The sequence below is a fragment of the Pseudomonas simiae genome (assembly GCF_000934565.1).
Classification (GTDB): domain Bacteria; phylum Pseudomonadota; class Gammaproteobacteria; order Pseudomonadales; family Pseudomonadaceae; genus Aquipseudomonas; species Aquipseudomonas simiae.
Map to the genome: position 1 here is coordinate 631,227 of NZ_CP010896.1, position 12,712 is coordinate 643,938.

The 12,712-nt window shown below is 61.5% G+C and carries 13 protein-coding genes; 1 reads left to right on the forward strand and 12 read right to left on the reverse strand.

What is annotated here, in order from left to right; genetic code table 11:
• Positions 1 to 68 precede the first annotated feature (68 nt).
• Positions 69 to 1,337: an Hsp70 family protein gene (locus PF1751_RS02755; protein WP_044286563.1), complete on the reverse strand. Its 1,269-nt coding sequence runs from the start codon at positions 1,335 to 1,337 to the stop codon at positions 69 to 71.
• A gap of 238 nt (positions 1,338 to 1,575) precedes the next feature.
• On the opposite strand from PF1751_RS02755, the gene PF1751_RS02760 reads away from it, so the two are divergent.
• The gene (locus PF1751_RS02760; protein WP_021493229.1) at positions 1,576 to 2,514 is read left to right on the forward strand and encodes a DnaJ C-terminal domain-containing protein; all 939 of its coding nucleotides are present in this window, start codon (positions 1,576 to 1,578) and stop codon (positions 2,512 to 2,514) included.
• Between the two features lie 73 nt (positions 2,515 to 2,587).
• Here PF1751_RS02760 and ureC read toward each other — a convergent pair whose 3' ends face one another.
• The 11 genes from ureC to urtA all read right to left on the reverse strand — a co-directional run bounded on the left by ureC (position 2,588) and on the right by urtA (position 12,642).
• Positions 2,588 to 4,288 (reverse strand): urease subunit alpha, encoded by a 1,701-nt coding sequence (gene ureC / locus PF1751_RS02765; RefSeq protein ID WP_044286564.1) that lies wholly within the window; start codon positions 4,286 to 4,288, stop codon positions 2,588 to 2,590.
• Positions 4,289 to 4,401: 113 nt separating this feature from the next.
• On the reverse strand, positions 4,402 to 4,707 hold the full coding sequence (locus PF1751_RS02770) for an urease subunit beta (RefSeq protein WP_010213539.1): 306 nt from the start codon (positions 4,705 to 4,707) through the stop codon (positions 4,402 to 4,404).
• Positions 4,704 to 5,237 (reverse strand): GNAT family N-acetyltransferase, encoded by a 534-nt coding sequence (locus tag PF1751_RS02775; RefSeq protein ID WP_042570875.1) that lies wholly within the window; start codon positions 5,235 to 5,237, stop codon positions 4,704 to 4,706. Before PF1751_RS02775 ends, PF1751_RS02770 begins: the two co-directional genes overlap by 4 nt.
• Positions 5,238 to 5,242: 5 nt before the next feature.
• Positions 5,243 to 5,755, reverse strand: a complete 513-nt coding sequence (locus PF1751_RS02780; protein ID WP_010213536.1) for a GNAT family N-acetyltransferase — start codon at positions 5,753 to 5,755, stop codon at positions 5,243 to 5,245.
• Positions 5,756 to 5,764: 9 nt separating this feature from the next.
• Positions 5,765 to 6,067: an urease subunit gamma gene (locus PF1751_RS02785; protein ID WP_010213535.1), complete on the reverse strand. Its 303-nt coding sequence runs from the start codon at positions 6,065 to 6,067 to the stop codon at positions 5,765 to 5,767.
• A 161-nt stretch (positions 6,068 to 6,228) separates the two neighbouring features.
• Entirely contained in the window at positions 6,229 to 7,068 is an 840-nt protein-coding gene (locus PF1751_RS02790) for an urease accessory protein UreD (protein WP_010213534.1), read from the reverse strand.
• Positions 7,069 to 7,099: 31 nt separating this feature from the next.
• Positions 7,100 to 7,798 (reverse strand): urea ABC transporter ATP-binding subunit UrtE, encoded by a 699-nt coding sequence (urtE, locus tag PF1751_RS02795; RefSeq protein WP_010213533.1) that lies wholly within the window; start codon positions 7,796 to 7,798, stop codon positions 7,100 to 7,102.
• A gap of 12 nt (positions 7,799 to 7,810) precedes the next feature.
• Complete coding sequence (gene urtD / locus PF1751_RS02800; RefSeq protein ID WP_029529256.1) at positions 7,811 to 8,644, reverse strand: urea ABC transporter ATP-binding protein UrtD; 834 nt, start codon at positions 8,642 to 8,644, stop codon at positions 7,811 to 7,813.
• Positions 8,641 to 9,708: an urea ABC transporter permease subunit UrtC gene (gene urtC / locus PF1751_RS02805; RefSeq protein ID WP_010213530.1), complete on the reverse strand. Its 1,068-nt coding sequence runs from the start codon at positions 9,706 to 9,708 to the stop codon at positions 8,641 to 8,643. Before urtC ends, urtD begins: the two co-directional genes overlap by 4 nt.
• Positions 9,708 to 11,210: an urea ABC transporter permease subunit UrtB gene (gene urtB, locus PF1751_RS02810; protein WP_044286565.1), complete on the reverse strand. Its 1,503-nt coding sequence runs from the start codon at positions 11,208 to 11,210 to the stop codon at positions 9,708 to 9,710. The genes urtC and urtB overlap by 1 nt, the downstream gene beginning before the upstream one ends.
• Before the next feature lie 166 nt (positions 11,211 to 11,376).
• Positions 11,377 to 12,642 carry an urea ABC transporter substrate-binding protein gene (gene urtA / locus PF1751_RS02815; RefSeq protein WP_042570877.1) on the reverse strand — a complete coding sequence of 422 codons (1,266 nt, stop codon included), beginning with the start codon at positions 12,640 to 12,642 and terminating at the stop codon, positions 11,377 to 11,379.
• Between the last annotated feature and the right edge of the window lie 70 nt (positions 12,643 to 12,712).

Sequence of the window (12,712 nt, forward strand, 5' to 3'; positions counted from 1 at the left end):
CGTTGGAACTCAGCCAAAGGTGGGAGCGGGCTTGCTCGCGAAGGGCGCACCGCCGTTCAAGCTAACGCTCAGCAGCCGTAGCGCTTACTGGCTTCAATCGCCAACCCGCTGCCGATACTGCCAAAGATATTCCCTTCCACATGCCGCGCATTCGGCAACATCGCCGAGATGCTGTGGCGCAGCGCCGGGATTCCGCTGGAACCGCCAGTAAAGAACACGGTGTCCACCTGGGCCACGCTCACCGACGCATCGTTGAGCAATTGCGTGACGCTGTTGCGCACGCGTTCCAGCAAGCCATCAATGGCCGACTCGAACAGCGCCCGGCTCAGTTCCACGCTCAGGCCCGGTTCAACCCGATCCAGCAGCACATGGCGACTGTCTTCGTGGGTGAGTTGGATCTTGGTTTCTTCCACTTCCATGGCCAACCAGTGGCCGGCGCGCTGCTCGATCAACTTGAACAGACGGTCGATGCCGCCGGTGTCTTCGATGTCATAACGCATACTGCCCAGCGCCAGCTGGGATTTCTGCGAGTACACCGAGTTGATGGTGTGCCAGGTGGCCAGGTTCATGTGATGGCTGGTGGGCATGTAGGCGCCGCTCTTCATGCGGCTGCCGTAGCCGAACAGCGGCATCATGCCGTTCAACGAGAGCTGCTTGTCGAAGTCGGTCCCGCCGATATGCACGCCGCCGGTGGCGAGGATGTCGCTCTGGCGGTTGTCGTTGTGGCGACGGTCCGGGGACAGGCGTACCAGGGAAAAGTCGGAGGTACCCCCGCCGATGTCGACGATCAGTACCAATTCTTCTTTCTGGATGGTGGACTCGTAGTCGAACGCCGCCGCGATCGGCTCGTACTGGAACGAGATGTCCTTGAAACCGATCTTGCGCGCCACGTCGACCAGGGTGTTTTCGGCTTCCTGGTCGGCCATCGGGTCGTCGTCGACGAAAAACACCGGGCGGCCCAGCACCACTTCTTCGAACTCGCGGCCGGCATTGGCTTCGGCGCGGCACTTGAGCTGGCCGATAAACAGCGCCAGCAGGTCGGTGAACGGCATCGCTGTGCCGAGCACGCTGGTGTCGTGCTTGATCAGCTTGGAACCGAGCAGGCTCTTGAGCGAGCGCATCAGCCGGCCTTCGTAGTTTTCCAGGTACTCATGCAGCGCCAGGCGACCGTACACCGGGCGGCGCTCCTCGAAGTTGAAGAACACCACCGACGGCAGAGTGATCTTGTCGTCCTCCAGCGCGATGAGCGTCTCCTCGCCGGGGCGGATCCAGCCGACGGTGGAGTTGGACGTGCCAAAGTCGATACCGCAGGCACGGGCTGGGGATGGGTTTTTCATGTCTATCGGGTTCCGGTTGAAAAACGGCCGCGCAGTGTATGCCAGTCGAAGGCGGATGCGTAGGCCGACTATCCGCTAAATCGCGCTTGAAAGTTGGGTATTTGCCCCAACATCTGTTGCATACGGCAAGTGCCGATAACACTTTGACGCATACCCAGGCCACGAGACTCAACAAGTGCAATGCAGCGCACGTTGTGCCCCGGACTGTGCGATCTCGATTAAGGATGGTGAACCGCCGATGGATTTCAAAGACTACTACAAGATATTGGGCGTAGAGCCGACGGCCGACGACAAGGAAATCAAGGCGGCCTATCGCAAGCTCGCGCGCAAATATCACCCCGACGTGAGCAAGGAGAAAGACGCCGAAGCCAAGTTCAAGGATGCGTCCGAAGCCTATGAAGCGCTCAAAAGCGCCGACAAGCGCGCCGAATACGACGAGCTGCGCAAATACGGCCAGCATGGCCAGCCGTTCCAGGGACCACCGGGCTGGCAGAGCCGTGGCGGCTTTGGCGGCGGCGGTGGCGGTGAGGATTTCTCGGACTTCTTCAGTTCGATCTTCGGCTCCCGTGGCGATGCCTTCGGTGGCGGCCAGCGCCGCCCTGCCGGACGTAAAGGCCAGGACGTGGAGATGCAGCTGTCGGTGTTCCTTGAGGAGACGCTGTCAACCGAGTCCAAGCAGATCAGCTTCCAGGTGCCGCAATACGACGCCTCGGGCCGGCATGTGAGCAACACCACCAAGAGCTTGAACGTGAAGATCCCCGCCGGTGTCGTCAACGGTGAGCGTATCCGCCTCAAAGGCCAGGGCGCACCAGGTGTTGGCGGTGGGGCCAACGGTGACCTGTACCTGATCGTCAAGTTTGCGCCGCATCCCAAGTTTGAAGTGGATGGCGAAAACCTGATCATCAACCTGCCGCTGGCGCCGTGGGAATTGGCGCTGGGCGCGGAAGTGGCCGTGCCGACCCTGACCGGCAAGATCAACCTCAAGGTGCCAGCCGGCAGCCAGAACGGCCAGCGCATGCGCGCCAAGGGCCATGGCTTGTTGAACAAGGCCGGGCAGCGTGGCTTCCTGTACGTGCAGCTCAAGGCCGTGATGCCACCGGCAGGCAATGACGAGGTGAAAGCCTTGTGGCAGGAGCTGGCGCAGAAAGCTGCTTTTAATCCGCGCGAGCAGTTCTAAGGCGAAAGCGAACACTGTCCTTGTGGCGAGGGAGCAAGCGCCCTCGCCACAAGTCGTGGCCTGTTGGTTCGAGTCAGAACAGGAAATACCGCTGCGCCATCGGCAACACATCCGCCGGCTCACACCACAGCAGCACCCCATCGGCCTTGACCTGGTAGGTCTGCGGGTCCACCTCGATATCCGGCAGGTAATCGTTGTGGATCAGGTCGGTTTTCTGCACGTCGCGACACCCTTTGACCACCGCGATCTGTTTCTTCAACCCCAGGGCTTCGGGCAAACCGGCATCCTGCGCAGCCTGGCTGATAAAGGTCAGGCTGGTGGCATGCAACGAGCCGCCGAAGCTGGCGAACATCGGGCGGTAGTGCACCGGCTGCGGCGTGGGGATCGAAGCGTTGGCGTCGCCCATCAGGCTTGAGGCAATCGCGCCGCCCTTGAGGATCAGGGTCGGCTTGATGCCAAAGAACGCCGGGCGCCACAGTACCAGGTCAGCCCACTTGCCCACTTCGATCGAACCGACGATATGGCTCACACCGTGGGTAATCGCCGGGTTGATGGTGTACTTGGCGATGTAGCGCTTGGCGCGGAAGTTGTCGTTGCCGGGACCATCGCCAGGCAAGGCGCCGCGCTGTTTTTTCATCTTGTCGGCGGTCTGCCAGGTGCGTGTGATCACCTCACCGACCCGGCCCATGGCTTGGCTGTCGGAGCTGATCATGGAGAACGCGCCGAGGTCGTGCAGAATGTCTTCGGCGGCAATGGTCTCGCGGCGGATGCGGCTTTCTGCGAAGGCCACGTCTTCGGCAATGCTCGGGTCCAGGTGGTGGCAGACCATCAGCATGTCGAGGTGTTCGTCGATGGTGTTGCGAGTGAAGGGCCGCGTCGGGTTGGTGGAGCTCGGCAGCACGTTCGGGAAGCCGCAGGCCTTGATGATGTCCGGTGCGTGACCGCCACCTGCACCTTCGGTGTGATACGTGTGGATGGTACGGCCCTTGAGCGCGGCCAGGGTGGTCTCGACGAAACCGGACTCGTTGAGGGTGTCGCTGTGGATCGCTACCTGCACATCGTATTGATCGGCAACGCTCAGGCAATTGTCGATGCTCGCCGGGGTGGTGCCCCAGTCTTCATGCAGTTTCAAACCGATGGCGCCGGCCTTCACCTGTTCGATCAGAGGCTCCGGCAAGCTGGCGTTGCCCTTGCCGGTGAAGCCGATGTTCATCGGGAACGAGTCACTGGCCTGGAGCATGCGCGCCAGGTGCCACGGGCCGGAGGTGCAGGTGGTGGCGTTGGTGCCCGTCGCCGGGCCGGTACCGCCGCCGATCATGGTGGTGACGCCGCTGGTCAGCGCCTCTTCAATCTGCTGCGGGCAGATGAAGTGCACGTGGCTGTCGATCCCGCCGGCGGTGAGGATCATGCCTTCGCCGGCAATCACTTCGGTGCTGGCGCCGATGGCCATGGTCACGCCAGGCTGGATGTCCGGGTTGCCGGCCTTGCCGATGGCGTGGATACGGCCGTTCTTCAGGCCCACGTCGGCTTTGACGATGCCCCAGTGGTCGATGATCAGCGCGTTGGTGATCAGCGTGTCGACCACCTCATGGGCGAGCAATTGGCTTTGGCCCTGGCCATCGCGGATGACCTTGCCGCCGCCGAATTTGACTTCTTCGCCGTAGACCGTGAAGTCTTTTTCGACTTCGACGAAAAGCTCTGTGTCGGCCAGGCGGACCTTGTCACCGACGGTGGGGCCGTACATGTCGGCATAGGCTTGGCGGCTGATTTTCATGTGTGTGCCCTGAGAAATGTGTGTTGAATGTGAATCCGCTTTCGCGAGCAAGCTCGCTCCCACATGTTGAAATGCCTACTAAATATGGGAGCGGGCTTGCTCACGAAGAGGGCCTAAAGGTCACCCATGACTCGACCTGCAAACCCGAACACCCGGCGACCGCCGCTCAAATCCACCAACTCAACCTCACGGCTTTGCCCCGGCTCAAACCGCACCGCCGTGCCCGCCGGAATATTCAGGCGCATGCCACGGGTTGAGGCACGATCAAACGTCAGTGCGTCATTGGTCTCGAAAAAATGATAATGCGAGCCCACCTGGATCGGCCGATCGCCGCTGTTGGCCACGCTGAGGGTGACCGTACGGCGGCCCACGTTGAGTTCGATGTCGCCAGGCTGGATCTGATATTCGCCAGGAATCATGCAGGTTGCCCCAGGGTCTTGAAGTAGATGGCGGTCGGGCTGTAGCGCCCGTCCGGGCTTTGGCAGTAGTCGGGCAGTTCACCGACCTTGATATAGCGCAGCGACTGGTAGAAGGCTTCGGCGGGTGAGCCGGCTTCAGTGTCCAGGTACAGCAAGCCGCGCTTGTGCTGGCGGGCGGCGAGTTCCAGGGTGTTCATCAGTTGCTGGCCGAGGCCATGGCGTCGCGCGCTGCTGTGTACCAGCAGCTTTTGCACTTCGGCGCGGTTGACTCCGTTGGCTTTTTGGCACAGCGCCAATTGCACACTGGCGATCACGTGTTCGTCGCGCACCACCACCCAGAGCAACAGGCCGGCGTCTTCGATGCTGGCCTGCACGCCGCGCAAATACTCGCGGGCCTGGGCCTCGTCGAAGTCGGCCATGAAGCCGACGGAAGCGCCGTGCCTGACCGCGTCCAGCAACAACTCGATCAAGCCCAGACGATAGTGGGCAAAACTTTCCGCATTGACTCGACGCACTTGCGCGCTATTCATTGGTGTCACTCCTTGGGCGGTTCGGCGCCCGGATTCAACGCCAGTTGCATGAAGGTCAGGTCCAGCCAGCGGCCGAACTTGATACCCACTTGGGGCATCTGCCCGGTGGTGATGAATCCCTGGCGCTCATGCAGTCGGATCGAGGCCTGGTTGCCGCTCTCGATGGCGGCGACCATCACGTGTTTGCCGCAAGCGCGTGCACGCTCGATCAACGCCTCCATCAGTAACGGGCCCAGGCCCTTGCCGCGTTGGTCGCTGCGCACGTACACCGAGTGCTCGACGCTGTAGCGAAAACCTTCGAACGGCCGCCAATCGCCAAACGAGGCGTAACCAGTGACTTCACCGTTTTCTACCGATACCAGGATCGGATAGCCCAGGGCATGTCGCGCACTGAACCACGCCTGGCGGTTGCCCAGGTCCGCCGGTTGTTCGTTCCAGATCGCGGTCGTGTTCAGCACTGCGTCGTTGTAGATATCGCGGATCGCCGGCAAATCATTTTGGGTCGCGTCACGAATCATCATCAGGCCTCACGCAATCGGCTGGTGGACGGTGACCAGCTTGGTGCCGTCGGGGAAAGTGGCTTCCACCTGGATATCCGGGATCATTTCGGGGATGCCTTCCATCACTTGTTCGCGGCTGAGCAGCGTGGTGCCAAAGTGCATCAGGTCGGCCACGGTGCGGCCGTCGCGGGCACCTTCCATCAGGGCGGCGGAGATGTAGGCGATGGTTTCCGGGTAGTTGAGCTTCACGCCGCGTGCGAGGCGACGCTCGGCCACCAAGCCTGCGGTGAAGATCAGCAGTTTGTCTTTTTCCCGTGGGGTCAGGTCCATGGTTCAAGGTCCTTCATAAATTGCATGCTTAAAAACACCAGAGATCAATGTTGAATGGGTTTATGTGGGAGCCGGCTTGCTCGTGAATGCAGTGCGTCAGTCAATGCATCTGTTTCTGATCCGCCGCTTTCGCGAGCAAGCCCGCTCCCACATTTTGATCTTCATGTGCTCCAGATTCGGGGTGGAACAGCTGCGCGTTCAAGTACGGCTGGGCGTAGCAGTTTCCATAGATCAATCAACCAACCTCGCGCCAGCAGCGCTTCGCTGGCCAGGCAACGGGCGACCAGCAAGCCTGGCAGTTGGGTCAGGTCGCCGCGCACCGCGTGGGGCAGGGCGCGGCAGGTGTCGAGTAACTCAGGGTCGATATCAGCCGTCAGCAGCAACGTGGCAAACACCGGTTGCCCGTCCAGGCCGATGGGAGAGTCGAGCAAACCGTCGGCACCCACAATGCGCTGGCGTTCATGCCAGAGCAATTGGCCGTCGCGGCGGATATCCAAGTGGGATTGAAAGTGGCCCTGGTCAAAGCGCTCGCCACTGGCGGGGCGGCCGAGGGCGACCACGTCCCAGTAGAACAGGCGTGCATCGCCGTGCAGCTCGATGCGCGTGGTGAGTTCAGCCTGGGCGGCACTGAATACGATGGTTTCCTGGGGCAGCCATTCCAGCGTAGCGCCGGCTTCCACGGTAAGGTCCAACTGCTGAAACGCAGGACCCTTGGCGCGATACCACTTGGCGGCGCCGGGGCTGGTCAGTTGCGCCCAGGCACCTGCGCCGACATGGGCGCTGATGTCCAGGCGATCACCGCCGGCAATGCCGCCGGGCGGGTGCACAATGATGTGCTGGCACACCTCGGGGCCTTCGGCATACAGGTGCTTTTGCACGCGCAAGGGGCCGAGGTGGCGACGCATCACTGGCCGCGTGGTGTCGCCGAAACGCGCATAGCCGAGCTCCAGCTCGGCATGCCAGCTGGGGGTGAACAGCGCAGGAGTAACGGGCAGGTTCATGGCAGAGTGCTTATCGTTAGGAGGCTACAGATTAGATGGTTACCAAGCCGCGTACACCTTCGCTTTCCATATTTTCACCTCGGCCTTGCTGCACGATCTCACCACGGGACATCACCAGGTAGTGGTCGGCCAACTCGGCGGCAAAGTCGTAGAACTGCTCCACCAGCAGGATCGCCATATCACCGCGCTCCGCGAGCTTCTTGATCACCGCGCCGATCTCCTTGATCACCGACGGCTGGATGCCCTCCGTGGGCTCATCGAGGATCAGCAGGCGTGGGCGGCTGGCCAGCGCCCGACCGATCGCGAGCTGTTGCTGCTGCCCGCCGGACAGATCGCCGCCACGGCGGTGCTTCATTTGCAGCAAAACCGGGAACAGCTCGTAGATGAACGCGGGCACTTCCTTGGCTTCCGAACCGGGGAAGCGCGAGAGCCCCATCAGCAGGTTTTCTTCCACCGTCAGCCGCCCGAAAATCTCCCGGCCCTGTGGCACGTAGGCGATCCCTGCCTGCACACGTTGGTGCGGCTTGAACCCGGTGATGGCCTTGCCTTCCCAGTTCACCGCGCCTTCCTTGGAGGGCAGCAAGCCCATCAGGCATTTGAGCAGGGTGGTCTTGCCCACGCCGTTACGGCCGAGCAGGCAGGTGACCTCGCCGACCTTCACGTCAAAAGACAGCCCGCGCAGGATGTGGCTACCGCCGTAGTACTGGTGCAACTTGTCGACTTGCAGCATGTTCGGTTCTCCTTAGCGGCCGAGGTAAACCTCGATCACCCGCTCATTGTCCTGCACCTGTTCCAGTGACCCTTCGGCCAGTACGCTGCCTTGGTGCAACACGGTCACATGATCGGCAATCGAGCCGACAAACCCCATGTCGTGTTCCACCACCATCAGCGAGTGCTTGCCCGCCAGGCGCTTGAACAGTTCGGCGGTGAATTCGGTTTCCGCGTCGGTCATGCCCGCCACCGGTTCGTCCAGCAGCAACAGTTGTGGGTCCTGCATCAGCAACATGCCGATTTCCAGGAACTGCTTCTGGCCGTGGGACAGCAACCCCGCTTGGCGCTGTGCCGAAGCGGTCAGGCGGATGGTGTCGAGGACTTCATCGATACGGTCTTTCTGCTCGCCACTCAAGCGTGCACGCAGGCTGGCCCACACCGACTTGTCGGTCTTCTGCGCCAGTTCCAGGTTTTCGAACACGCTGAGGGCTTCGAACACCGTGGGCTTCTGGAACTTACGGCCGATGCCGGCCTGGGCGATCTGCACTTCGCTCAGGCTGGTCAGGTCCAGGTTTTCACCAAACCAGGCGGTGCCGTGGCTGGGCCGGGTCTTGCCGGTAATCACGTCCATCAGCGTGGTCTTGCCCGCGCCGTTGGGGCCGATGATGCAACGCAGCTCACCGACGCCGATGTAAAGGTTCAGGTTGTTGAGCGCCTTGAAACCATCGAAGCTGACGCTGATGTCTTCCAGGCTCAGGATGGTGCCGTGGCGGGTGTCGAGGCCCTTGCCGGCGGCCTGGCCGAGGCCGATGGCATCGCGGCCGGCGCCTGCATCGAAAATAGGTTCAAGCATGACGTTCCTCATTTCTTCAGCAGGCCGATGACGCCCTTGGGCAGGTACAGGGTGACGATGATGAACAGCGCCCCAAGGAAGAACAGCCAGTATTCCGGAAAAGCCACGGTGAACCAGCTCTTCATGCCATTGACTACTCCGGCGCCGAGCAGCGGGCCGATCAGCGTGCCACGCCCGCCCAAGGCCACCCACACCGCGGCTTCAATCGAGTTGGTCGGCGACATTTCGCTGGGGTTGATGATGCCAACTTGCGGCACATACAACGCCCCGGCCAAACCACACAGCACCGCGCTCAACACCCACACGAACAGCTTGAAGCCACGCGGATCGTAGCCGCAGAACATCAGGCGATTTTCCGCATCACGCAAGGCGGTCAATACCCGGCCGAACTTGCTGCGTGCCAAGCGCCAGCCGATGAACAGGCTCGCGACCAGCAGCGCCACTGTGGCGACAAACAGCACCGCTCGGGTGCCTGGTTCAGTAATACCGAAGCCGAGGATGCTGCGGAAATTGGTGAAGCCGTTGTTGCCGCCAAAGCCGGTCTCGTTGCGGAAAAACAGTAGCATTCCGGCAAAGGTCAGGGCCTGGGTCATGATCGAAAAATACACGCCCTTGATCCGCGAACGGAAGGCGAAGAAACCAAACACCAGCGCCAGTAAGCCTGGTGCCAACACCACCAGGCACATGGCCCAGACGAAGTGCTGCGTTCCGACCCAGTACCAGGGCAGCTCGGTCCATGACAAGAAGGTCATGAACGCCGGCAACTCGTCACCGGACGCCTGGCGCATCAGGTACATGCCCATGGCATAACCGCCCAGGGCAAAGAACAGGCCGTGGCCGAGGGACAGCATGCCTGCATAACCCCACACCAAGTCCAACGCAAGGGCGACGATTGCATAGCAGAGGATCTTGCCCACCAGCGTCAGGGTGTAGGCCGAGATATGAAAGGCGTTGTCCGGTGGCAACAACGACAACAGCGGCAGCGCCAGCAGCACGATCAGGATCAGCGCGCCGAGGGCAATCGTCACCTTGGGGCCGGCCTTTTGCGCGGCCGTAAGCATCAATGGCTGGTTCATCAGTCGATCACCCGTCCTTTCAGTGCGAAGAGTCCTTGCGGGCGTTTCTGGATAAACAGAATGATCAGCGCGAGGATCAGAATCTTGCCGAGCACGGCGCCGATCTGCGGTTCGAGAATCTTGTTGGCGATGCCTAAACCGAACGCCGCCATCACGCTGCCGGCCAACTGGCCGACCCCGCCGAGCACCACCACCAGGAACGAGTCGATGATGTAGCTCTGGCCCAGGTCCGGGCCGACGTTGCCGATCTGGCTCAGTGCCACGCCGCCCAGCCCGGCGATGCCGGAGCCCAGGCCAAAGGCGAGCATATCCACGCGTCCTGTAGGCACGCCGCAGCACGCGGCCATGTTGCGGTTCTGCGTGACGGCGCGCACGTTGAGGCCCAGGCGCGTCTTGTTCAACAGCAACCAGGTCAGCACCACCACGCACAGCGCGAAGGCAATGATCACGATGCGGTTGTACGGCAGCACCAGGTTGGGCAGCACTTGAACGCCGCCGGACAACCATTCGGGGTTGGACACCTCGACGTTCTGCGCACCGAACACCAGGCGTACCAACTGGATCAACATCAGGCTGATGCCCCAGGTGGCCAGCAGGGTTTCCAGCGGCCGGCCGTACAGGTGACGGATCACCGTGCGCTCCAACGCCATGCCGATAGCGGCGGTAACAAAAAACGCCACCGGCAGCGCGATCAGCGGGTAGAACTCGATGGCCTGTGGCATGTAGCGCTGCATGAGCAACTGCACCATATAGGTGGAGTAGGCACCGAGCATCAGCATCTCGCCGTGGGCCATGTTGATCACGCCGAGCAGGCCGAAGGTGATTGCCAGGCCCAGGGCTGCCAACAACAGAATCGAGCCCAGGGACATGCCGCTGAAGGCCTGGCCCAGGATTTCACCGACCATCAATTTGCGTTTGACCTGGGCCAGGCTGGTTTCCGCGGCGGTGTGCACGGCGGCATCGGTTTCAACGCCGGGGGCGAGCAAGGCTTCAAGCCGCGTGCGCGCCAGCGGGTCGCCGGTGCTGCCGAGCAACCGCACAGCGGCCAGGCGCACCACTGGGTCGGTGTCCACCAGTTGCAGGTTGGCCAGGGCCAGGCTGAGGGCGGTGTGGACACCTTCGTCGGTTTCGGCGGCGACACGCTGGTCGAGGAATTTCAGTTGCGCAGGTTGTGCGCTTTTTTGCAGGGTCTGTGCGGCAGCCAGGCGCACCTTGGGGTCGGCGGCGAGCAGTTGCTGGCTGGCGTGTACGTTGTCGATCAGGCCGCGCAGACGGTTGTTCAGGCGTACGGTTTTGGTTTCACCGTTGACGATGAGTTGTCCTTGTTGCAGAGCGTCCACCAGCTCGATGCGTGCCGGGTCAGGTTGGGCGGCCCAGTCCTGGAGGAGCTTGGCTTGTTGCGTCGGATTGGCGTTGATGAAGTCTTCGGCGTCGCTGGCGTGCGCGCCTAAGGGCAGCAACAGCAGGGCGGCGAGGATGTATCGGTAGAGGGCAGTGAGCATAAAAAAATGTCCTGATCATGCGCGGACGGTGTGGGTACTGGCTCTGTGTGGGAGCTGGCTTGCCTGCGATAGCATCGCTGCGGTGTGTCAGGTACACCGAGTTGTTTGCATCGCAGGCAAGCCAGCGCCCACATTGACCGCGCCCGACATCTGGGTTCGGTGGGGCTCAGTTGCTCTTCACGGCGTAATCCGGCTTCTTGTCATTGCCAGGGATGTACGGGCTCCAAGGCTGCGCCCGGATCGGCTCCTGGGTCTGCCACACGACAGAGAACTGCCCGTCGGCCTGGATCTCGCCGATCATCACCGGCTTGTGCAGGTGGTGGTTGGTCTTGTCCATGGTCAGGGTGAAACCGGACGGTGCGGCGAAAGTCTGGCCGGCCAGCGCTTCGCGCACTTTGTCGACGTCGGTTGACTTGGCTTTTTCCGCCGCCTGCGCCCACATATGGATGCCTACATAGGTGGCTTCCATCGGGTCGTTGGTCACGGCCTTGTCCGCGCCCGGCAGGTTGTGTTTCTTGGCGTAGGCTTTCCAGTCTGCGACGAATTTTGTGTTCACCGGATTCTCCACCGACTGGAAGTAGTTCCAGGCCGCGAGGTTGCCCACCAGCGGCTTGGTGTCGATGCCGCGCAGCTCTTCTTCACCCACCGAGAACGCCACCACCGGAACGTCGGTGGCCTTCAAACCCTGGTTGGCCAGTTCTTTGTAGAACGGCACGTTGGAGTCGCCGTTCACGGTGGAGATCACCGCGGTCTTGCCGCCAGCCGAGAACTTCTTGATGTTGGCGACGATGGTCTGGTAGTCGGCATGCCCGAACGGGGTGTAGACCTCTTCGATATCTTTATCCGCCACGCCTTTGGCGTGCAGGAACGCGCGCAGGATCTTGTTGGTGGTGCGCGGGTACACATAGTCGGTGCCAAGCAGGAAGAAGCGCTTGGCGCTGCCGCCTTCTTCACTCATCAGGTATTCCACCGCGGGGATCGCCTGCTGGTTCGGCGCTGCACCGGTATAGAACACGTTTGGCGACATCTCTTCGCCTTCATATTGCACCGGGTAGAACAGCAGGCCGTTGAGTTCTTCGAATACTGGCAATACCGATTTACGCGACACCGAGGTCCAGCAGCCGAACACCACGGCGACCTTGTCTTGGGTCAGCAATTGTCGGCTTTTCTCAGCGAACAGCGGCCAGTTTGACGCGGGGTCGACCACCACTGCTTCGAGCATCTTGCCGTTCACCCCGCCCTTGGCGTTGATCTCGTCGATGGTCATCAATGCCATGTCTTTGAGCGAGGTTTCGGAGATCGCCATGGTGCCGGACAACGAGTGCAAGATGCCGACCTTGATAGTCTCGGCGGCCTGCGCGGTCCAGGTCATGCCCATGGCGGCAATCGATGCGGTGAGTGTGAAAGCCTTGATCAAGCTGCGACGCTTCATGGTGCGATCTCCGTGACCGGTATTTTTTTATGGGTGGCAGGTGAGGGACGTTGCAGAGCTGATTGCAAGG